The sequence below is a fragment of the Rhodococcus sp. MurmanLake-1 genome (genome assembly GCF_056945715.1).
This window is the reverse complement of record NZ_JBWZNF010000001.1, coordinates 920,383-940,251: the sequence shown is the minus strand read 5'-3', so window position 1 is coordinate 940,251 and position 19,869 is coordinate 920,383. Positions and strand designations below refer to the sequence as shown.

Genomic DNA, 19,869 nt, shown 5'->3' with positions numbered 1-19,869 from the left:
AAGACGCGGGGCACACACGGGGCTGAACGGTTTCGACTGCGTGTGTTGAGTTAGGGGAAGCGTGTCGGTGCAGGCAAGAGACCACCGTAAGCGTCGCTGCAAACCTATAAGCGCCGATTCCAATCAGCGCGACTACGCTCTCGCTGCCTAAGTAGCGAAGCGTGTCTGTCAGCCCGGGGTTGCCCTCGACCCGGTTCCTGGCATCAGCTAGAGGGCTTTACTGTTCGGCTCGGTCACGGAGTCGAATGGGACATCAAACAGTGACTGGGATCGTCATCCTGGCTTGTTCGCGAGACTGGGAGATCCAAGTAGAGACTTAGCGAACTGCACACGGAGAAGCCCTAGCGATTCAACGTAGGACCCGGGTTCAATTCCCGGCAGCTCCACAACAGGTCGGGCCGGAGAGCACACGCTCTCCGGCCCGACCTTTTTGCGGTCTTGCTGCGGCACTCTGCTGAGCGCCCGGGTCTTCTTGCGATCAGGAGCCGAAGAATCCCAGGTCGACCGAGCCGACGAAGCCGGGAGCTTCCTTGGCCAGCGGCTTTCCGTCCAGATCGGCAGGCAATGCAACGCCCAGGCTTTGGAGGATGGTCGGCGTGATGTCGGCGATCGTGTACGCGTCGGTGGTCTTGCCGGCCGCGTATCCCGCACCGCGTGCAATGACGAATGTCGTTGCTTCCGCCGGCGTCTGGCCACCGTGCCCTCCGGCAGGCTTGTGGCCGTGATCCGCAGTGACCAGAACCGTCCACTTCTCACCGGTCTTCGCTGCGCGTTGATCAACGGCATCGACAATCTTGCCCACCTGAGCGTCGACCGAGGCAATGGACTCTTCGTACGCAGCGCCGTTGGTGCCGCCGCTGTGCCCCGCGCCGTCCACCTGATCGAGTTGGGTGAAGATCAGGTCAGGTCCCTTGTCGGTGATGTCGCGGGCGACGGCGTCAGCGGTCGCAGCATCGGTGGCCGCTCCGGAACCTGCATCGGCAGTGGTGACGACAACGTCGGCTTTCGGCGTGCCGCTGGATGCGATGTTGTCGATGCCGCCCCAGGTGGAGATCGACTCGGTGAGCAGAGAGGGCTGTGCTGTTTCCAACCGTGTGAACACGCTCGGGTAGAGGTCGAAGCGGGCGCCTGCGTACGTGTTGTCCTTGACACCGTGCTTGGTGTCCCAGACGCCGGTCAGGATGGTCGACCACGACGGTCCGGAGATGGTGGTGTGGCCGAGGATGGAAGATTCTCCGCTGGTTCCTTCGGCGATCAGCTTCTGGAGACGGGGAGCGTCGGCGGTCTTGATGTGGCTGAGCATGGTGCCGTCAAGGCCGATGACAACTGTCTTCTCGGCGGCCGACGGATTGAGGTCGGACGATCCGGGAATTGCTGCAGCAGTTGCAGTTCCGGCAGCAACAGCGCCGGCGAGGAGGAGTGTGATAGCGGCTGAGGTGCGTGCGATTTTCTTGGTCACGCTAAAGATATTGCGATAGGACTAGACCAATTGCACTACCTGAATGCGAGGGTTGTCCGATTGTTCACGACGGATTCAGATTGGACTAGACCAATGTTTGCTCACGCGGCCCAGCCGTCAAGGATGACGCTGACCGCGTGATCTAGGTGGAGGGGCTCTCCGCTCCATGCCGGCACGATCGCGTCATCGGGTACGTCTCCGCGCAATAGGCCATCGGCGAACCCCTCTGTTGGCGGTGCTGGGTCGATGACGTCTCCATTGGCGTAGTGGAACGCGAACTTCTGCTCGCCGAGTGCAGAGATCGTGAACTGGCCGTCGTGCAGCGCGCGGTGGCAGGTACCGCAAAGCATGATCAGATTGTCCAAGTCCGTATTGCCGCCACGTCCCCAGAATCTCACGTGATGTGCGTGCAGGAAGCGGGTCCGTCCGCATCCTGGTGTGCGGCAGCATCCGTCGCGGTAGTTCAATGCCAACATTTGTTTAGCGCTGACGACGCGAGTCCGCCGACCTAGATTCAGAACGCATCCTTCCTTGGTCGTTCCCAGGCGAAGCTTGGCGTTGCAGAGCACTTCCTCAGCGGCATTTTGAGGCAATGCGGGTCCGCTCGGCACTCGGACGGTGTTCGCTTCGTGGAAGAACACAACTTCGTTCGCGGCGGCCTTGGGCGTGCGGTCCGTGACTGCGGCGGTGGCGAGCTCTGCCATCGCGACGAGACCTGGCCCGATATTTCCGACCGGGTTCTTTGTGGCCTTCTCGTCGACGGGGCGGATGGCGGCGATTCGGGTGCGTTCACGTTCCGCCACAGCTAACGCTGCGAGGATTCGGGCGCCGTCCTGCGCAGGCAGGCGTCCTTTGATGACAAATTCGCCCGTATCCGGGTCCCAATGCCAGCGGACCTGAAGATGTTCGACCGCTTTGGTTTTGCCGGATTCGTTGTCGGTTGCTTTACGCAGACCTGCGGCGAGACGATCGATCTGGGCTGCGGGCGCCTCACATCCGAACCGAACCATCTGCTTTTCGTTGGAGGGCGTGGTGACCCGGGTGAGGGCGCGAACCTTCGAGTAGGACAGGCGGCCTTGCTCGAAGGCCTTCCGCATCTCGGGCAAAGGTCGGAGCGCTTTGGCGACGCGAACGTATTCACGGCCGGTGTGCAGGCTCATTCCGCACTTCCACGACAACCAGTGGGCGCACGAGTGAAGTCCCGGACCGGTCCATCCGCGGTCTTCGTCGAATTTCGACAGGAGGGTAAGGAATCGAGCCGTGGCCGCGGCGATCTGGCCGGCGAGGGCGCAGATTTCCGAGCTGAGCTGATCCACGTCGTCTCGGGCGGAACCCTGCGTTTCTTCATCGATCAGTGGTGCGTTCTCGGTTAATGCTGCGTTCATGGTTGCCCCCCGGCTCGCGTCCGACATCATTTCGAATGTACGTTCGATGGTAGATGTGGGTGCCGACACCTTCACGGATACGGGGTGAAAGCGTCCCCGCGGGGACGTCTAACTGCTGCCGATCGAGTACTCGGCGTAGGTGCCGACATCCTTGAAGCCGAGGTTTCGATAGAGCTGTGCGCCGTCGCTGGACGCCTGAAGTACTACTGTTCGGGCACCTCGCTCGCGGGCGATGTCGAGTGCGGCGAGGGTGACCGCCGAGCCGAATCCGCGTCGGCGAGCCGTTTCGAGTGTGACGACGCCATACAGTCCGGCGACGCCGGCGGCAAAGTGGACCTCGGCTCCGGCGACAGGCTGGGAGTTCGCGTACCCCACGACAAACGAACTCCGCGAACGCTCATCGAGGGCGGCATCAGCGGTGTCTTCGAAGAATCCAATTACTGCGGCTGAGGGCGGCGACCAGTTGGCGGCCATCACGGCGGCATAGTCGGCGAGCTGGGTACGAGTAGTCACCCGATGAACGGAGAGTTCTGGGACAGGCGTCGGATGAGGGACGACGTCAAGGTCCGCCGTCATCGCTCGTTCTTCCTCGGAGCGCACGCAGCCGAGGGCGGACAGTCGAGCCCCGAGGTCAGAGGGATTATCGCGGGGTCCGGTCCACCAGGAGAACGGACGTCCGGTTGCCCGAATCGAGGCGAGGATGTCGATCAGTCGCCGATCTTCGGGCCCGTCGGCAGGTACGGCGAAGCGAGCACCAGCGATGATGTTGAAAGTGTCGTCGGCGAGGCCGCTGTCTGCGACGACAACGTCCGCAGTGACCGTGACCGATGCAGTCGGCAAGTGTTCATGCAGGTGGCAGGCATGGGAAACCAAGTTGGCGTCCATGGCGTCGAGGACGTCACCGACGAGTGCTTCACGATTCACAAAAGAAATTCTACGAACCCCATCCAAATGGTTTTCGGCTCCGAATGCCATGCATGACGCCCAACCGACGGCAACAGCAGGACGGTGACCAGCACCTGGTGGTGCTCGTGCTGCCTGGAGGAAAGGTCTCGAGCCATCGCCCGGCTCGCGCCTGGCATCTGTCCAACCTTCGGATGCGCCCGTTCACCGCTCAGCTTCGCCGCTCCGGTGTGAGAGCGGTGCAGGCTCGCTATCGGGTGCGTGGTTGGAACGGTGCCGAGCGCAGTCCGGTCGCCGACGCTCGAGCCGCACTCGACGCGATAACGAAACGTAATGCACAAGCTCGGGTGATTTTGCTGGGCCACTCGATGGGCGGACGGGTCGCCGCCGAACTGTGTGGCGATCCGGCGGTGGTCGGTGTGGTTGCGCTGGCGCCGTGGTGGCCCGATGGAACGTCGGTGAATCTGCGTTCGGACACACCACTGGTTGTGCTCCACGGCACGGCCGACTCGTGGACCGACCCGGCAGCGTCTCGTCGGAAAGTTGACGAACTGCAGAAGTCGGGTAAGAGCGCTGAATGGATCGGCATCGGCGGCGCAGGCCACTTCATGCTCCGTCGGGCGGCGACCTGGCATCGCCTCGTCGCGGATGCAATCGCACGAATGAGTCGCGGGGTAGCCGCAACAAAGATGGGAGAACGACGATGAGTTCCGACAAGCGCAAGGTGGCCGTCGTCGGTAGTGGTGTCGCAGGTCTGACAGCGGCGTGGGTGCTCAGTAAGGACAGTGACGTCACCCTCTACGAAGCGGATTCACGGCTCGGCGGGCACGCGGACACCCATTCGGTCACCGACCCGGAAGGGCGAAGCCTCGCCATCGACACGGGGTTCATCGTTCACAACGATCGCACCTATCCGACATTGCTGCGATTGTTCGCAGAACTCGATGTGCCTACGCAGGAATCCGACATGAGTATGTCGGTCAGGTGTGGGGGTTGCGGTCTCGAGTACTCGGGAGGCCAAGGGTTGCGCGGCGTTCTCCCGACGCCGGGGCTCCTTGTCAACGGCAGCTTTCTGTCGATGTTAATGGAGGTCAAGCGCTTCCATCGCCGTGCCCGCGCTCTGCTCGACAACACGGATCCGTCGGCACCCGACCAGACACTGGGAGTGTTTCTGCGCAGCGGCCGGTTCTCCGACTACTTCACCGCTCACTTCATGACTCCGCTCGTGTCGGCAGTCTGGTCGTGTGATCCCGGCTCGGCGCTGAAATATCCCGCGCGGTACCTGTTCTCGTTCCTCGATCACCACGGAATGCTGAGCGTCACTGGATCGCCGACCTGGCGAACAGTCACCGGTGGATCGGGCGAATACGTTCGTCTCGTCGCCAAAAGCATCGGGGATATCCGCCTGAACACGCCGGTTCGCGCCGTCCACCGGTTCGACGATCGCGTCGACATTCGTGACGGCGACGACCAGATCCAGACCTTCGACGCAGTTGTGGTCGCAACGCATCCGCAGCAAGCACTGAAGATTTTGGCGGATCCGACGCCTGCCGAATCCCAGGTCCTCGGCGCAATGCCGTACTCCGTCAACCACACCCAACTTCACACGGACGAAAATGTGCTGCCCGGCAACACCAATGCGCGCGCGTCGTGGAACTACTACATCCCTGAATGCAACGCGAAGCCAGATCACGTTCTGGTCAGCTACGACATGACGAGGTTGCAGCGGCTGCCGGAGACCGGTCGGCGCTACCTGGTGACGTTGGGGGGAGACGAAATGGTGTCCCCGGACTCGGTGATCGATCAGATGACCTACGAGCATCCGCAGTACACACCCACCTCCGTCGCCGCTCAAGCGCGGCTTCCCGAGTTGGACTCGGACGTGCTCGCGTTTGCCGGTGCGTACCACGGATGGGGCTTCCACGAGGACGGTGCACTGTCTGGCCTGCGTGCCGCCGAACGCGTCGGAGGTCGGTGGCCGTGACTGCACCCATCACGCCGTCCATCGTTCATACGAGCATCCGACACGTACGAACGGAGCCGTTGCACAACGAGTTCGAGTACCGAAGTTACAGCTGGCTCGTCGACGTCGACGATCTGCCCGAGCTCCCGAAGGCACTGCGATCCTTGGCGAAGTTCGACGCCGGGGATCACCTCGGTGACCCCACCCGATCGATTCGTGCCAACGTCGAGTCTTTTCTGGCAACTAACGGATTGGAGTTCGCCGGCGGCCGCATCCTCATGCTTGCGAACGCACGTGTTCTCGGGCATGTGTTCAACCCACTGAGTGTGTTCTGGTGTCTGAACGACGACGGCAGTCAGCGGTGCGTCGTTGCCGAGGTTCACAACACCTACGGCGAGCGGCATTGCTACCTGCTCGAAACCGACGAACGTGGCGGGGCTCGCACGTCCAAAGAGTTCTACGTGTCTCCATTCAACGATCTGGACGGCGAGTACCGGATGCGATTACCGCTACCCGACACCGCGCTCGCGCTCTCGATAGTTCTGGCCCGTGACGGCAAGGCGCCATTCGTAGCCACGGTGTCCGGTCGTTGTGTGCCGGCGACGACGCGCGAGATCGTCCGCAGTGCGCTCTCCATCCCGCTGGCTCCGCTCCGAGTCGCCGCGCAGATCAGATTTCAAGGAATCCGGCTGTGGGCCAGGCGCTTACCTATCGTTCCCCGACCGCAACATCACCCGCAGGAGGCAGTGCAATGACCACGACCACTCTCGGCACCGAACCTTCCGCTCACCCGATCGAATCCGAGCGGTGGCCGGGCGTTGCCACGGTGCCCAGCGGTTTCAAAGTGAGGGTTGCGTCGCCAGTTGCCCGCGCTCTGTTCCACAAGGCGGTCGCGCGCTTGCCGCTGCGCGTTCAGATGCCCAACGGTGAGTTCTCCGGTGGAGGTAGTCCGGATTCGCCGTTGATGGTCATCCACCGTCCAGACGACTTCGCTGCTCGTGTGGGCGACAGTGGGTTGATCGGATTCGGCGAGTCGTACATGGCGGGCGATTGGGAAGCCTCCGACCTCACCGCGGTCCTGGAAGTTTTCGCCTCCCGGGTGGCGACGCTGATTCCCGACTTCCTGCAGCGGCTACGAGGCCTCTACATTCCGAAGCAGCCTCGCAGTGAGCGGAATTCGACGCAGAACACGCGCTCGAACATCTCCCGGCACTACGACCTCTCGAACGAGATGTTCGAACTGTTCCTCGACGACACCATGACGTATTCCAGTGCTCTCTTCGAGGATCTGTCGGTAGGAGCTACCCCGTCGTGGGACGCATTCGCAGCGGCTCAGCATCGGAAGATCGATCGCCTGCTGGACGGTGCGGGTGTCGGTCCCGGTTCGCGAGTACTCGAAATCGGCACAGGCTGGGGAGAATTGGCGATCCGAGCAGCCGAGCGCGGAGCAACGGTGCGCTCAGTGACACTGTCGGTCGAACAGCAGGAATTGGCGGCGAAGCGGATAAGCGCTGCGGGACTGGCAGATCGCGTTCAGGTCGACCTTCTCGACTATCGGCAGGTACAGGGGGAGTACGACGCCGTCGTGTCGGTCGAGATGATCGAGGCTGTCGGCCACCAGTACTGGGGAAGCTACTTCCAGACGATCGACGCCCTGCTGGCGCCGGGTGGGCGCGCGGCGATCCAAGCCATCACGATGCCGCACGATCGGATGCTCGCGACCCGCAACACCTACACCTGGGTGCACAAGTACATCTTCCCCGGCGGATTTCTCCCGTCGGTGCGGGCGATAGAGGACGTCACCGAACGCATGACAACCCTTCGGGTGCGTGAGCGGATGTCGATGGGCGATCACTACGCGCAGACGTTGCGGCTGTGGGACGAGCGTTTCAGTGCTCGCACCGACGAAGCGTCCGCGCTCGGGTTCGATGCAGTGTTCGCGCGGATGTGGCATTTCTATCTCTGCTACTCCGAGGCGGGGTTTCGCTCGGGGTATCTCGACGTCCAGCAAATTGTTCTCGATCGGAGGAACCAGCGATGACCGCCACGATGGATCGGACGGCACAAGGTGCCGGCGTTGCGGGCCGTCTCTCGGACATCCTCAGTCCACTTGTCGGCGGCGAACTTCCGGTGAGATTGACTGCTTGGGACGGCAGCACAGCAGGTCCGGAAGATGCTCCGAAAGTGACGCTCTACAGCCCGAATGTGCTGCGACGCTTGCTCTGGAATCCCGGCGAGTTGGGAGCGGCGCAGGCATATGTTCTCGGTGAACTCGACGTCGAAGGCGATCTCGGTGATGCGCTCACACACGTGTGGAAGGTCTCTGCCCAGCGGGGGCTCGGGTCGATTACCCCGACCCCGTCTCTCGTCCTGGCCGCGGTCAAGGCTGCGCGATCCTTCGGTGCTTTCGGGAGACCTTTGGCTCCACCGTCGTCGCAGGCTCAGGTGAAGGGCCGCTTGCACAGTCTCGCCCGCGACCGCGAGGCGATCGGGCACCACTACGATTTGTCGAACGATTTCTACCAACTGATCCTCGATGAGAACATGGCGTACTCCTCGGGCTATTGGACTTCCGACGCGCCGGAATACACGCTCGAAGACTCACAGACAGACAAGCTGGATCTGGTGTGCCGCAAGGTCGGCCTCGATCGGGCGCGAGGCCTACGGTTCCTCGATGTCGGCTGTGGTTGGGGCTCGCTGAGCCTGCATGCAGCGCGTGAGTACGGCGCTCGGGTTGTCGGCATCACGATCTCGGCGGAGCAGAAGGCTTTTGTCGACGCGAAGATCCGCGCACTCGGTTTGGAAGACTGGGTCGAGATCCGGCTCCAAGATTATCGTGAGATTCCGGACGGGCCCTTCGATGCGGTCGCGTCGATCGAGATGGGTGAGCATGTCGGTGAGGACAACTATCCGACATACGTGAAAGCGCTCCACGACAATGTTATTGCCGGTGGCCGTGTGCTGATTCAGCAGATGTCACGCACCGGTGCGCACCCCGGGGGAGGTCCGTTCATCGAGTCGTTCATCGCGCCGGACATGTACATGCGGCCGGTCGGTCGCACTGTTGCGATGATCGAGGAAGGTGGACTCGAAGTCCGGGACGTGCACGCCCTGCGTGAGCACTACGTGCGGACCGTCGACGCGTGGATCGAGACCTTCGAATCGAACTGGGATCGCGTCGTGGATCTCGTGGGTGTCGAAGTCGCTCGGGTGTGGCGTCTCTATCTCGTCGGCGGAGGAATGGCATTTCGGGACGGCAGGATGGGCGTCGATCAGATTCTGTCGGTCCGGCCGCACGGTGATGGTCGATCGGATATGGAATCGGTCCGGCCGCAGTGGGTGTCGCGGCGATGAACGGATTCGACTGGGGCGCATTCGGAGTGGTCACGCTCACGAGCCTGTTGGCGATCGCCGTCGGAATGGCAGTGACAGCCACCATCGGTGTACGGATCGGGCGGCACAATGTTGTCGACGTGTCGTGGGGCGCCGGCTTCGTTCTGATCGCGCTCGTGTCCGCGATAGTGGGAACCGGCGACCTCTGGCGCCGGTTGCTGATGCTTGCGCTGGTGGCGATCTGGGGTCTGCGGTTGGCGACGCACATGGCGATCAGATCCCGCGGCAAGGGTGAAGACCCGCGGTACGAAGAAATGCTCGGACGAGCGACGGGTAATCGAACGCTGTATGCGATCCGCAAGATTTATCTCACGCAGGGGATTTCGTTGTGGTTCGTCTCCCTGCCTATCCAGGTCGCCGCAGTATCGAACGGCAGCTTCGGGCTTCTTGTTGTGCTCGGTATCGCGCTGTGGATTGTCGGCGTCACGTTCGAGACGGTCGGCGACCGGCAGATGGAGGAATTCAAATCCGATCCGGGTAGCCGTGGCCACATCATGGATCAAGGCTTGTGGGCGTGGACGCGGCATCCCAACTATTTCGGCGACGCATGCGTCTGGTGGGGGATCTTCCTCGTCTCGGCGTCCGTGTGGCCGGGAGTGTTGACTGTCCTCTCGCCGATCGCCATGACGTACTTCCTGGTCTTCGCCACCGGTGCGCGGTTGCTCGAGCGACATATGGAACAGCGTCCGGGTTATCGCGAGTATCAGCAGCGGACAAGTTACTTCATTCCGCGCCCGCCGAAAGCCCGATCCGGGACGTAGGCTCTTTCGGGTGAGGCGAGAGCATGGGTGATCTGAAGCTGCCGGGTGCGGTGGGAGCGGTTGCCGTCGGCGGAGCATTGGGGGCACTGAGTCGATACGGGCTGGGGGAGCTCTTCCCCCACATCTGGACGACGCTGGTCATCAACGTCGTCGGCTCGTTCGTTCTCGGTGTTCTCGCGGCCCTCCTCGTCCACAACAAGGTTGGGTACCTCTTTCTCGGCACCGGGTTCTGTGGCGGCTTCACCACTTTCTCGTCCTTCGCGGTTCACGCCGTGACGGAGAGTCCGTGGCGATCGATTCTCTATGTACTCGGGACGCTGATTCCCGCGATCCTCGCCGCTGCACTGGGCAAAGGGCTCGGTGAACGCTGGATCCGCGCGCGGGACGGAGCGTCGGCATGACAGTTCTCCTGGTGGCACTCGGCGGCGGCGCTGGTGCGAGTGGCCGGTACCTGTTGGCGCGGTATGTACCCGCGTACAAGGGATTCCCGGCTGCGACGTTCGCCGCCAACGTGATCGGCTGCTTCCTCCTTGGATTGTTCACCGGGGCAGCTCTTTCCACCGAGATGGCCGCACTTCTGGCGGCCGGATTCTGCGGTGGCTTGTCCACCTACTCGACCTTTGCGAACGAGAATGTCGGGATGGTCGAGAGGCGCCAGACGGCCGTCTCGCTGATCTACATCGTCGTCAGTTTGATCGTCGGACTGTCCGCTGCGTGGTTGGGAATCCAGATCACGGATTGACCGATCCGGCGTCGAGCGTGCACGCCACGCGGCCAGGGTAGAGAATTGTCCACAGTCGCGTCGACACAGTGGTCGACCACCGGGCCGAGGGGGATTCGTGGCGCACGAACGAGCAGGACAAGTGGCTCTGCCAGAGGATCTGATCGACGTTCCTCATCTGGTCACCGCGTATTACACGCGCACCCCGGATCCCGAGAACCCGATGCAGCAGGTACTTTTCGGCACTTCAGGACATCGCGGTTCCAGTCTCGACGCGGCGTTCAACGAAGCTCACATCCTGGCGACAACCCAGGCGATTGTCGAGTACCGCGCTTCGCAGGGCATCGACGGACCACTATTCATCGGCCGCGATACACATGCGCTCTCGGAGCCTGCCTGGCTGTCGGCCTTGGAGGTCCTGGTCGCCAACGACGTCGTCGTCCTCGTCGATTCACGCGATGCCTACACGCCCACCCCGGCGGTCAGTCACGCGATCTTGCGGTACAACTCGACCGGACCCGAGGCAAAAGCCGACGGCATCGTCGTGACGCCTTCACACAATCCGCCGCGTGACGGCGGCTTCAAATACAACCCGCCACACGGCGGACCCGCGGATACGGATGCGACGTCGGTTATCGCCGATCGAGCGAACGAGCTACTGCGCAAGGGGCTTTCCGGGGTACGGCGTGTCACGGCGGCGCAGGCGCTGGACCGCGTCGAACGCTACGACTTCCTCCGGTACTACGTCGAAGACCTCCCCTCTGTCCTCAACCTCGATGCAATCCGCGATGCCGGAATCAGGATCGGTGCAGATCCACTCGGCGGGGCAAGCGTTGACTACTGGGGCGCGATTGCCGAAACTCATCGACTCGACCTCGAAGTGGTGAATCCGCTCGTCGATCCGACCTGGCGATTCATGACGCTCGACACTGACGGCAAGATCCGCATGGACTGCTCGTCGCCCGACGCGATGGCGTCGCTGATCGGAATTCGGGATCGCTACGACATCGCGACCGGAAACGATGCAGACTCCGACCGCCATGGCATCGTCACGCCCGACGGCGGGTTGATGAACCCGAATCACTATCTCGCCGTTGCCATCGAGTATCTGTTCGCGAACCGGCCAGGGTGGCGCGCAGACACCAAGGTGGGCAAGACACTCGTGAGTTCCTCGATGATCGACCGCGTGGTCAGCAGTGTGGGCCGCGAATTGCTCGAGGTTCCAGTCGGTTTCAAGTGGTTCGTTCCCGGTCTGCTCGACGGGTCGGTGGGATTCGGCGGCGAGGAAAGCGCCGGTGCGTCCTTCCTCCGCCACGACGGTTCGGTCTGGACGACGGACAAGGACGGCATCATCCTTGCGTTGCTCGCGTCGGAAATCACCGCGGTGACGGGAAAGTCTCCGTCAGCGCATTACGACGCGTTGGCCGAGAAGTTCGGGAGCCCAGCGTACGCGCGGATCGATGCGCCCGCGACACGCGCACAGAAGGCAGTCTTGGCGAAACTGTCTCCCGATCAGGTGAGTGCGACCGAACTGGCGGGTGAACCGATCACGGCGACACTGACCGCGGCGCCCGGAAACGGCGCGGCGATCGGCGGTCTCAAGGTGACGACAGAGAACGCGTGGTTTGCAGCGAGGCCGTCCGGCACGGAGGACGTGTACAAGATTTATGCCGAGTCGATGAAGGGCGCCGATCATCTGGCTCAGGTTCAGGCAGCGGCCAAGGACTTGGTGTCCGGCGTCTTGAAGGCGAACTAGCTCGCGGACCGCTCGTGTCGCCCGGCTAGAATTCCGGGCGACATGAAAACTCGTGCAGCCAAGCTGCCACAGGAAATTTGGGTACTGGTCGCCGCCAGCTTCGTCATCGCCCTCGGGTTCGGGTTGGTCGCTCCGGCTCTACCGCAGTTCGCGCGCAGCTTCGACGTATCGGTCACCGCCGCCACGATCGTGATCTCGTCTTTCGCATTCATGCGATTGGTGTTCGCGCCGATGAGCGGCACTTTGGTACAGAAACTCGGTGAGCGTCCGGTCTACATCGTCGGCCTTTTGATCGTCGCGGTCTCGACCGGTGCGTGCGCTTTCGCCGGGGAGTACTGGCAGCTTCTGCTGTTCCGGTCGTTGGGCGGTATCGGGTCGACGATGTTCACGGTGTCGGCTCTCGGGCTGATCATTCGCATGTCACCGCCGGACAGTCGCGGCCGCGTCTCGGGGCTGTACGCGACAAGCTTTCTCATGGGATCGATCGGCGGCCCGCTGGTCGGCGGTGCGCTGTTGCAGTTCGGTCTGCGGATGCCGTTCATCATCTACGCAGTTGCGCTGGTGATCGCCGCGCTCGTTGTCTTCGTGAGCCTGCGTGGATCTCACCTGGCGTCACCGGACAAGGCTGTCGATGTGAAGTCGATGACTCTCACCGAAGGGCTCCAGTCGCCGGTGTACCGGGCAGCGCTCGGATCGAACCTCGCCTTCGGCGGGGTGATCTTCGGAGTTCGCGTTGCCATGGTCCCTCTGTTCGTCGTGGAGTTCCTCGACCGAGACCCGTCGATAGCGGCCTACGCTCTCACGATCTTTGCCGTCGGAAACGCGTTGGTGTTGATCGTGTCCGGACGACTCTCGGACCGCTTCGGACGCAAGCCCTTTGTGGTGAGCGGTCTGCTCATCTGCGGTCTGGGAACCATCGCAATGGGATTCACCGACAACCTTGTGGTGTTCTTCGCCATCGCCGCAGTGACTGGTGTCGGCTCCGGGCTCATGAGTCCGGCCCAGCAGGCCGCGGTTGCCGATGTTGTCGGATCGACGGCCCGAGGCGGACCCGTTCTGGCGGTATTCCAGATGATGTCCGACATCGGTGGGGTAGTGGCGCCGATTTGTGCCGGGCTGATCGCCCAGCATGTGTCGTACTCGGCGGCCTTCGCGGTGATGGGAGCCGTAGTAGTCGTGTCGGCGACGGGTTGGTTGTTCGTTCCGTCGCGAACGAAGCCCGTCGAATCCGTCGTCGAAGATCTGACTGATGTGACGGTGCTAACGGATACTCCTGCGCGGACAAACCTGGACTGACCGGGCATTCTGTACTCTCGATCGGGTGGCAATTCGCATCGTGAGTCTTGTGGCCCGATTGGGTTTGGCGGCCGTTTGGCTGATTTCCGGGGGACTCAAGTTCTTTGATCCCGTGCAGACGAAGATCGCGGTGCGCGCCTATCAACTGTTGCCCGAGTCGCTGGTAGGTCCGGTGGCGACGGCTCTTCCCCTGGTCGAAATAGTGCTGGGCCTGCTGATCCTCGTCGGGCTGGCGGTGCGAGTATCCGCTGCGGTCTCGGTGGTCATCCTCACGGTTCTCATTGCGGTGATCATTTCGGTGTGGGCCAGGGGATTGTCCATCGACTGCGGATGTTTCGGCGGCGGAGGTGCAGCCGACGTCGGCGCTTGGGACTATTTGAAGGAGATTCTCCGGGACCTCGGCTTCTTGGCACTTGCCGTCTGGCTGCTCGTGTTCCCGCGTTCGCCGCTCGCATTGGGGCCCGGATCACGCGCGGCGTTCTCAGTGGATACTCAGTCTTCAGTGGCAAGGTAAGCAATCGGTAAATCGTTTCGACGCACGAAGGACTGCATCAGCGTGAGCACCAAGAGCAGCAAGAACAAATACTCGCCGGAACCGGTCTCGAGCCGCTCCACCTACATCATCGGTGGCCTCGCGGTGCTCGTGATCGCGGCCCTCGTCATCGGCGGTGTCTTGTGGACGAACAGCAAGAACAAGCCCCAGAACGACGGCTATGGCTCCGTGCAGAGTTCCGAAGTTGCCGTCACGGTGCAGGACAACGGAGTGGTGCTGCTCGGCAAGCCCTCCGCCGCGACGACCATTGATCTCTTCGAGGATCCGCTGTGCCCGGCCTGCGCTGCTCTCGAGCACCTCAGTGGCCAGGCTCTCGCGGCCGCCGTCGACAACGGTGACGTCGCCGTGCGGTACCACATGCTGAACTTCCTCAACCGGGCGTCGGGCAGCGGTGACTACTCCACACGGGCCGGCGCCGCTCTGCTCTGCGTCGCTCAGGGTGGTGACGCGATCGCGTACTCCGCATTCCACAACAAGCTTTTCGCGACCGACACGCAGCCTGCCGAGGGCGGCAGCAGCGATCACACCAACGACGACCTCGCCCAGATCGCTCGTGATGCGGGCGCATCCGAGGACGTGGCAACCTGCATCTCTTCCGGCACCAACGTCGAAGCCGCCGCGGCTAATGCCGCAGCCGCCAGCCAGGCGCTCAAGGATGTCGGGTCGAACGGGACGCCCACGGTAGTGGCGAACGGCAAGATCGTTGACACGGGCAGCAGCGACTGGGTTTCCAAGCTCTCCTCCTGAGCTGAAGCGGCCGCTCGGACGAGGAGCGGCCGCTTCGCTCTGACCAGGCGATTTGTTGCCCAGGAGTCAAGTGGTGTAACTTTCTTCCAGCAAGCGGAAAGCAGAAAAGCCGCTGCGAGTTCGACTGTTAGAGTGAATTGAATACGGGGCTATGGCGCAGCTGGTAGCGCACCACACTGGCAGTGTGGGGGTCAGGGGTTCGAGTCCCCTTAGCTCCACCCGAACAAATGCTCTGCACCAACCGGTGCAGAGCATTTGTTGTTTTCGAGCCAGTGTTGTGTTGTCGACCCTGTGTTTTTCGAGTCTCTATTGCATGCAGCACAGTTCTGCCTAGATGTGTCGACCGCCATAACGCCAGGGCGTCAATGTTCAATAACGTCCGCGATGAGGCCTGATCATCCCGTGCATTCTCAGCATGGGGACCGTTGGCGGAACGGAGAACCATGAGTGCACACGTGGTGATAATCGGGGCAGGATATGCGGGCGTCATGGCAGCGAAGCGACTGCTGAGAACTCGGTCGGACATCACGGTGACCGTCGTGAATCCGCGCCCACACTTCGTGCAAAGAATCAGGCTCCATCAGATGATCGCGGCTGGCTACGACGCGACGGTCTCGTTCGACAGGGCGCTACCGCGTGCGGCACACCGAGTCTTCGGAGAGGTGACGACGATCGAGGCGGCGCTCGGCAGGCTCACCCTCGACGACGGCAGCGTGCTCGACTACGACTACTTGGTCTACGCAGTCGGAAGTAGGCAGTTGCCCAGCAGGATCGCCGGGGCGGACGAGCACGGGTTCGGCGTCGCCGAATTCGAGGACGCGGTCCGCCTCTCGTCCAGGCTGGCGACTCTCGACGAGAAGGCTGCGGTCTGCGTTGTCGGCGGCGGTCTCACCGGGATCGAGACTGCCGCAGAATTGGCTGAGCAGCGAAGCAGCCGAATCACTTTGGTGACCGGAGGAATCTTGGCCCCGGATCTGTCAGATCGTGCTCGATCGGCAATTCTCAGAACATTGACCGACCTTGGGGTTGATATTGTCACCGAATCCCGGGTGACTCGGATCGACGGTTCGTCCTGCGAGCTAGCGGGAGGTGTACGGGTTGAGGCCGATTGCACGATTCTCGCGACCGAATTCGGGGTCCCCGAGCTGGCGCGCCGAAGTGGCCTCCCGGTCGACGATCTCGGTCGTCTGAAGGTCGACGATCGACTGGAATGCTCGTCCCACCCCAACATCTTTGGTGCGGGCGATGGCGTCGCAGTCGGTGATCTCTCACTGAGGATGAGTTGTCAGGCCGCGATCCCCTTGGGAGTCCATGCGGCCGAAACGATCCTGCATCGACTCGAAGGTTCCGCGCCGCGCCCGGTGACTCCGAAGTTCGCAGGCCGGTGCATCAGTCTCGGGAGGCGGCGAGGTGTGTTCCAGCGGACCACTCGTGTCGACGAGTCAACGGGAGTGGTCATTGCGGGCAGGGCGGGTGCATTCGTCAAGGAAAGGGTCTGTTCGTCGACGACCGAATGGGCTGTCACTCCGCGCCGCTCCCTCTTCTACAGCTGGACGTGAGCATCGTTGGTCATGTTCGGTCACAGATTCGGTCGAAGGCCGATGCAGTTTGCCGAACATACGGTGGACGAATCAGGTCTTCGTGACCGGCGTCGATGTCGTCGAATTCGAGTGAGCCCGTGGCAATGAGCGACCAAACTTCGGAACCCCGATTGTTGTAGGCGCCACGGATTACTGTGACTGGGGCAGCACAGGGACGAATGCGATGTCTCGCTATCGCCTGGTTTGCGATGTAGAGGAAAATGATCCACTGCATCGCAGGTGGATACTGCATGATCCCGGCGAACAGCGAGCGCACCCACAGTGCCGCGACTGCGGGCTTGGTCGGCTGCCACCGGACGTTCGACTGGGGTTGAGGCGCCAACTCGATGGCGGACGCATCCAGAGGGACGCCCGCGCGGGCCGCCAACCGCTGGACGACAGTACTCGGAATCCTGCTGTCGAGAACGATGACCCGCTGGATGTCATCGCCGGCCTGTTCGAGCTGAGCGGCTATCTCCAAAGCTACGTATCCACCGTAGGAGTATCCGGCGAGCAGGTACGGGCCCGTCGGCTGAATCTTCTTGATCTCGACTATCAGTCGCCGTGCCGCACCTTTCACCGAGCGGTCGGGTAGGCCACGAGATTCGAATCCGCGGGCCTGCGCCGCGAAAACCGGGCGATCTGTGGTGAGAGAATTCGACAAGTTCGACAATGCAGTCGGTGGTGCTCCGGCACCGTTCACGATGAAGAGGGGAGTGCCACTACCGTCGGATTTGAGTGGCACAACCGTCGGCTGCGGCGCGCTTTGCTTGACGACCGCACTTCGATCGATAACTCCTGCAAGGTCTTTGATTGTGCTGGCGGAGACGAATTGTGCGCTGGAGATTCGAACCCGGAACTTCTCCTGAATTCTGCTGAGAACTTCGATGGAAGCGAGTGAGTCGCCGCCGAGTTCGAAGAAGTCGTCCTCGCGGTCGACGGAGTCGGTGCAGAGAATCGACCTCCAGATACCAGCCAACATCAGCTCGGTGGGGCCGGCAAGAGTTGGCAGATCGCTCCTCACCGCGACAGTCGGCAGCCTCGGGCGATCGACCTTTCCGCGTTCGTTGCGGGGCAACTCGGCCAGGAGGACAAAATGTCGGGGAAGCATCCAGGTCGGTAGAAATTTGGCCAATTCGCGGCGCATTTCGGCGCCCGACCGTGCCATCACGGCTTTGGTCAGGACCACGTAGGCGACAATCTCCGGTCGATCGTTCTCGAGGACAACAGCCACGAAAACATCGGAGACGCCGGGAATTCGACGAATATGCGCCTCGACTTCCATCGGCTCTACCAAATAGCCCCGAATCTTGACGGCGTCGTCGACGCGTCCCCGCAGTTGTAGTTCGCCGCGTTCGTCGATACGGCCCCGGTCACCGGTCCGGTAGATGCTCACTCCGTCGCCGAGGCGCGTGAATCGTGCCGCAGTGCGATCCGGGTCACCGTGGTATCCGTCGGCAAGATCGCTCGAGACAACCTGTATCTCGCCGATCTCTCCGTCGGGGAGAGGCACGCCGTTCACATCGACGATCTGTACGTCCTTGCCGTCGCGAGCACGTCCGGCCGGAACCACTCCGACGGGTAGTTCGGAATGTGGTGGGAACGCGTTGTACGCGACGACACCGGTCTCGGTGGTGGCCAGCCAGTTGACGTAAGTGACGCGAGCGAAGCCGTGACTGCGATGGCGCGCGTAATCCTCGCCGTGCACTGCTTCCCCGTACGTCACGACGACCCGCAGCGATCCGAGCGAATTGTCCGGTGCTTCATCGGATTCGAGGCTTGACCACGCGCGCAGGAATGACGGCGCGCAGTGCGCGGTCGTGATCGAATTCTCGATCAGCCAGTCGTCGATTCCCGAAACTCCGTCTACGCGTGGATCCCAGCAGAAGACCGTGACGCCGTTCATCAGTCCCATGATCAGGGCCGTGATTCCGGCTCCGAAACTGACGGGCAACAGGTTTCCGATGTGATCGTCGGGGCGCAGGTCGATTGCTGCGGCAAGTTCGTCGGCTTTGTTCAGGCACATGGAGTGGCTCAACACGACTCCCTTGGGCGCTCCACTGGTCCCTGATGTGAACGCGATCATGGCAGGGTCGGAACTCGATGGTTCCAGCGCGTTGTCGAAACGGAAGCCGGTTGCGGCCGATTCGTCGAGGATCGACTGCAGCGCGACGGCGCCCGAGGCGCTCATGATGTGCGCTCGCCGGGCCTCGGGGAGTTGTGGGTCGATCATGACCAAGGGCCGACCGGAAATCAGAGTAGCGAGGATGGCGGGCACCGACTCGGCGGTTGGTTCGAGATCGACCGCAACCGGGCGAGCCCCGTGTGACCCACGTAGGCGAAGTTCGCGGACCAATGCATCGGTCCGGAGTTCGAGTTCGGCGAAAGTGATCCGGTCGCGCGGAGTCACGACGGCAACGGTGTCGTGCTGCATCGAGGTGACTCGGCGCCACCTCGACTCGATCGTCTCGTCGATGACTGCATAGCGAGTGCGCTCGAGACCTAAGTCGACAACCTTCATCACAGTAGCTCCGTCCGACTTTCAGCTATCTTTGAGCAAAGATTACATAAGGTTTGTGAAGTAGGTTCATAACAAACCGAAAGTAGTTTTACATACGTCCCCATCCTCCAGTCCGTCAGCTCCGAATACCTTGAGGAACCAATGCCGATCGAGCGTTGTACAGACGAGGAGCAATGACATGAAGTGGTCGGGGCGAAGTGCGATTGCGATTGCGGGAGTGTGCGCCGCAGCGACGCTGTTTTCGGGAACCGCGCAGGCGAGCCCACTCTGGGAACCTCTGCAGCCGGTGGCGAACCTGGACGCCGCGCGCTACGTAGGGGAATGGAACCAGGTGGCGGCGATTCCTCAGCCCTTCAACCTCGCGTGCGCGAAGGACACCCGGGCGAGTTACGGGATCGTCGATTCGTCGAACGTGAGCGTGAAGAACACGTGTACGACGTGGACCGGCCAAGCCAACGAGATCGTCGGGAATGCCCGAGTTACCGATCCAGCAACGGGTGCCCAGTTGCATGTGAGCTTCCCCGGGGTGCCCTCGCAGGAGAGTTTGGACGGTCCGCCCAACTACATCGTCACGTATATCGCCGACGATTATTCGTGGGCACTGGTGGGCGATCCACTCAGGCTTTCCGGGTTCGTGCTCTCACGGTCCCCGATTGTCGACGCGGCCGGCTGGAGTGAGATCCGCCGGGTCGCCGAATCCCGTGGATACAACGCGTGCACGATCTTGACGTCACCGACCACCGAGGGCACGTCGGACATCCGTCCGCTCTGCACGGTGTGAGTCTGCTGTCAGCGTGAACCTTCCGGAGCCACACTCCACTACGATCACTG

At 62.2% G+C, this 19,869-nt stretch carries 18 protein-coding genes, 1 tRNA gene and 1 other RNA gene; 16 read left to right on the top strand and 4 right to left on the bottom strand.

From position 1 onward, the window contains the following. The first annotated feature begins 18 nt into the window (after positions 1-18). Positions 19-389, top strand: a transfer-messenger RNA (tmRNA) gene (ssrA, locus tag AC2ETI_RS04295). Between the two features lie 89 nt (positions 390-478). Here ssrA and AC2ETI_RS04290 read toward each other — a convergent pair. The 3 genes from AC2ETI_RS04290 to AC2ETI_RS04280 all read right to left on the bottom strand — a co-directional run bounded on the left by AC2ETI_RS04290 (position 479) and on the right by AC2ETI_RS04280 (position 3,768). Beyond that, positions 479-1,459 carry an alkaline phosphatase family protein gene (locus AC2ETI_RS04290; protein ID WP_046378361.1) on the bottom strand — a complete coding sequence of 327 codons (981 nt, stop codon included), beginning with the start codon at positions 1,457-1,459 and terminating at the stop codon, positions 479-481. 101 nt (positions 1,460-1,560) lie between these two features. Next, positions 1,561-2,844, bottom strand: coding sequence for an HNH endonuclease signature motif containing protein (locus tag AC2ETI_RS04285; RefSeq protein ID WP_483633597.1), 1,284 nt, complete (start codon positions 2,842-2,844; stop codon positions 1,561-1,563). 108 nt (positions 2,845-2,952) lie between these two features. Further along, positions 2,953-3,768 (bottom strand): GNAT family N-acetyltransferase, encoded by an 816-nt coding sequence (locus AC2ETI_RS04280; protein WP_024487211.1) that lies wholly within the window; start codon positions 3,766-3,768, stop codon positions 2,953-2,955. 53 nt (positions 3,769-3,821) lie between these two features. On the opposite strand from AC2ETI_RS04280, the gene AC2ETI_RS04275 reads away from it, so the two are divergent. The 14 genes from AC2ETI_RS04275 (at position 3,822) to AC2ETI_RS04210 (ending at position 16,496) form a co-directional block, all read left to right on the top strand. Continuing rightward, entirely contained in the window at positions 3,822-4,454 is a 633-nt protein-coding gene (locus tag AC2ETI_RS04275; RefSeq protein WP_020969265.1) for an alpha/beta hydrolase, read from the top strand. Continuing rightward, positions 4,451-5,731, top strand: a complete 1,281-nt coding sequence (locus AC2ETI_RS04270) for an NAD(P)/FAD-dependent oxidoreductase (protein ID WP_019747859.1) — start codon at positions 4,451-4,453, stop codon at positions 5,729-5,731. Before AC2ETI_RS04275 ends, AC2ETI_RS04270 begins: the two co-directional genes overlap by 4 nt. Further along, positions 5,722-6,465, top strand: a complete 744-nt coding sequence (locus AC2ETI_RS04265) for a DUF1365 domain-containing protein (protein WP_024487210.1) — start codon at positions 5,722-5,724, stop codon at positions 6,463-6,465. Before AC2ETI_RS04270 ends, AC2ETI_RS04265 begins: the two co-directional genes overlap by 10 nt. Further along, positions 6,462-7,751, top strand: a complete 1,290-nt coding sequence (locus tag AC2ETI_RS04260; RefSeq protein ID WP_069145920.1) for an SAM-dependent methyltransferase — start codon at positions 6,462-6,464, stop codon at positions 7,749-7,751. The genes AC2ETI_RS04265 and AC2ETI_RS04260 overlap by 4 nt, the downstream gene beginning before the upstream one ends. After that, positions 7,748-9,064: a class I SAM-dependent methyltransferase gene (locus AC2ETI_RS04255; protein ID WP_317559306.1), complete on the top strand. Its 1,317-nt coding sequence runs from the start codon at positions 7,748-7,750 to the stop codon at positions 9,062-9,064. Before AC2ETI_RS04260 ends, AC2ETI_RS04255 begins: the two co-directional genes overlap by 4 nt. Further along, positions 9,061-9,864: a DUF1295 domain-containing protein gene (locus AC2ETI_RS04250; protein WP_037130102.1), complete on the top strand. Its 804-nt coding sequence runs from the start codon at positions 9,061-9,063 to the stop codon at positions 9,862-9,864. Before AC2ETI_RS04255 ends, AC2ETI_RS04250 begins: the two co-directional genes overlap by 4 nt. A 23-nt stretch (positions 9,865-9,887) precedes the next feature. Continuing rightward, the gene (locus AC2ETI_RS04245; RefSeq protein WP_019747864.1) at positions 9,888-10,265 is read left to right on the top strand and encodes a fluoride efflux transporter FluC; all 378 of its coding nucleotides are present in this window, start codon (positions 9,888-9,890) and stop codon (positions 10,263-10,265) included. Beyond that, entirely contained in the window at positions 10,262-10,606 is a 345-nt protein-coding gene (gene crcB, locus AC2ETI_RS04240) for a fluoride efflux transporter CrcB (RefSeq protein WP_483633596.1), read from the top strand. Before AC2ETI_RS04245 ends, crcB begins: the two co-directional genes overlap by 4 nt. A gap of 97 nt (positions 10,607-10,703) precedes the next feature. After that, on the top strand, positions 10,704-12,341 hold the full coding sequence (pgm, locus tag AC2ETI_RS04235) for a phosphoglucomutase (alpha-D-glucose-1,6-bisphosphate-dependent) (RefSeq protein ID WP_021334357.1): 1,638 nt from the start codon (positions 10,704-10,706) through the stop codon (positions 12,339-12,341). Between the two features lie 42 nt (positions 12,342-12,383). After that, on the top strand, positions 12,384-13,637 hold the full coding sequence (locus AC2ETI_RS04230; protein WP_084326404.1) for an MFS transporter: 1,254 nt from the start codon (positions 12,384-12,386) through the stop codon (positions 13,635-13,637). A gap of 25 nt (positions 13,638-13,662) precedes the next feature. Then, positions 13,663-14,151 (top strand): MauE/DoxX family redox-associated membrane protein, encoded by a 489-nt coding sequence (locus AC2ETI_RS04225; RefSeq protein WP_019747868.1) that lies wholly within the window; start codon positions 13,663-13,665, stop codon positions 14,149-14,151. Positions 14,152-14,193: 42 nt separating this feature from the next. Next, complete coding sequence (locus tag AC2ETI_RS04220) at positions 14,194-14,937, top strand: DsbA family protein (RefSeq protein ID WP_007731305.1); 744 nt, start codon at positions 14,194-14,196, stop codon at positions 14,935-14,937. Between the two features lie 145 nt (positions 14,938-15,082). Then, positions 15,083-15,155: transfer RNA gene (locus AC2ETI_RS04215), tRNA-Ala, on the top strand. Between the two features lie 225 nt (positions 15,156-15,380). Then, entirely contained in the window at positions 15,381-16,496 is a 1,116-nt protein-coding gene (locus AC2ETI_RS04210; RefSeq protein WP_483633595.1) for an NAD(P)/FAD-dependent oxidoreductase, read from the top strand. Positions 16,497-16,506: 10 nt separating this feature from the next. Here AC2ETI_RS04210 and AC2ETI_RS04205 read toward each other — a convergent pair whose 3' ends face one another. After that, positions 16,507-19,038 (bottom strand): alpha/beta fold hydrolase, encoded by a 2,532-nt coding sequence (locus tag AC2ETI_RS04205; RefSeq protein ID WP_483633594.1) that lies wholly within the window; start codon positions 19,036-19,038, stop codon positions 16,507-16,509. 178 nt (positions 19,039-19,216) lie between these two features. Here AC2ETI_RS04205 and AC2ETI_RS04200 point away from each other — a divergent pair, with 178 nt between their 5' ends. Further along, positions 19,217-19,819, top strand: a complete 603-nt coding sequence (locus AC2ETI_RS04200) for a lipocalin family protein (protein WP_021334361.1) — start codon at positions 19,217-19,219, stop codon at positions 19,817-19,819. The last annotated feature ends 50 nt before the right edge of the window (positions 19,820-19,869 follow it).

Bases quoted from the DNA above. Each gene is read 5' to 3' on its own strand.
- crcB (WP_483633596.1), top strand. From the start codon at position 10,262: ATGACAGTTCTCCTGGTGGCACTCGGCGGCGGCGCTGGTGCGAGTGGC.
- AC2ETI_RS04210 (WP_483633595.1), top strand. From the start codon at position 15,381: ATGAGTGCACACGTGGTGATAATCGGGGCAGGATATGCGGGCGTCATG.
- AC2ETI_RS04230 (WP_084326404.1), top strand. From the start codon at position 12,384: ATGAAAACTCGTGCAGCCAAGCTGCCACAGGAAATTTGGGTACTGGTC.
- AC2ETI_RS04275 (WP_020969265.1), top strand. From the start codon at position 3,822: ATGACGCCCAACCGACGGCAACAGCAGGACGGTGACCAGCACCTGGTG.
- AC2ETI_RS04260 (WP_069145920.1), top strand. From the start codon at position 6,462: ATGACCACGACCACTCTCGGCACCGAACCTTCCGCTCACCCGATCGAA.
- AC2ETI_RS04205 (WP_483633594.1), bottom strand. From the start codon at position 19,038: ATGAAGGTTGTCGACTTAGGTCTCGAGCGCACTCGCTATGCAGTCATC.
- AC2ETI_RS04200 (WP_021334361.1), top strand. From the start codon at position 19,217: ATGAAGTGGTCGGGGCGAAGTGCGATTGCGATTGCGGGAGTGTGCGCC.
- AC2ETI_RS04250 (WP_037130102.1), top strand. From the start codon at position 9,061: ATGAACGGATTCGACTGGGGCGCATTCGGAGTGGTCACGCTCACGAGC.
- AC2ETI_RS04270 (WP_019747859.1), top strand. From the start codon at position 4,451: ATGAGTTCCGACAAGCGCAAGGTGGCCGTCGTCGGTAGTGGTGTCGCA.
- AC2ETI_RS04285 (WP_483633597.1), bottom strand. From the start codon at position 2,844: ATGAACGCAGCATTAACCGAGAACGCACCACTGATCGATGAAGAAACG.
- AC2ETI_RS04255 (WP_317559306.1), top strand. From the start codon at position 7,748: ATGACCGCCACGATGGATCGGACGGCACAAGGTGCCGGCGTTGCGGGC.
- AC2ETI_RS04245 (WP_019747864.1), top strand. From the start codon at position 9,888: ATGGGTGATCTGAAGCTGCCGGGTGCGGTGGGAGCGGTTGCCGTCGGC.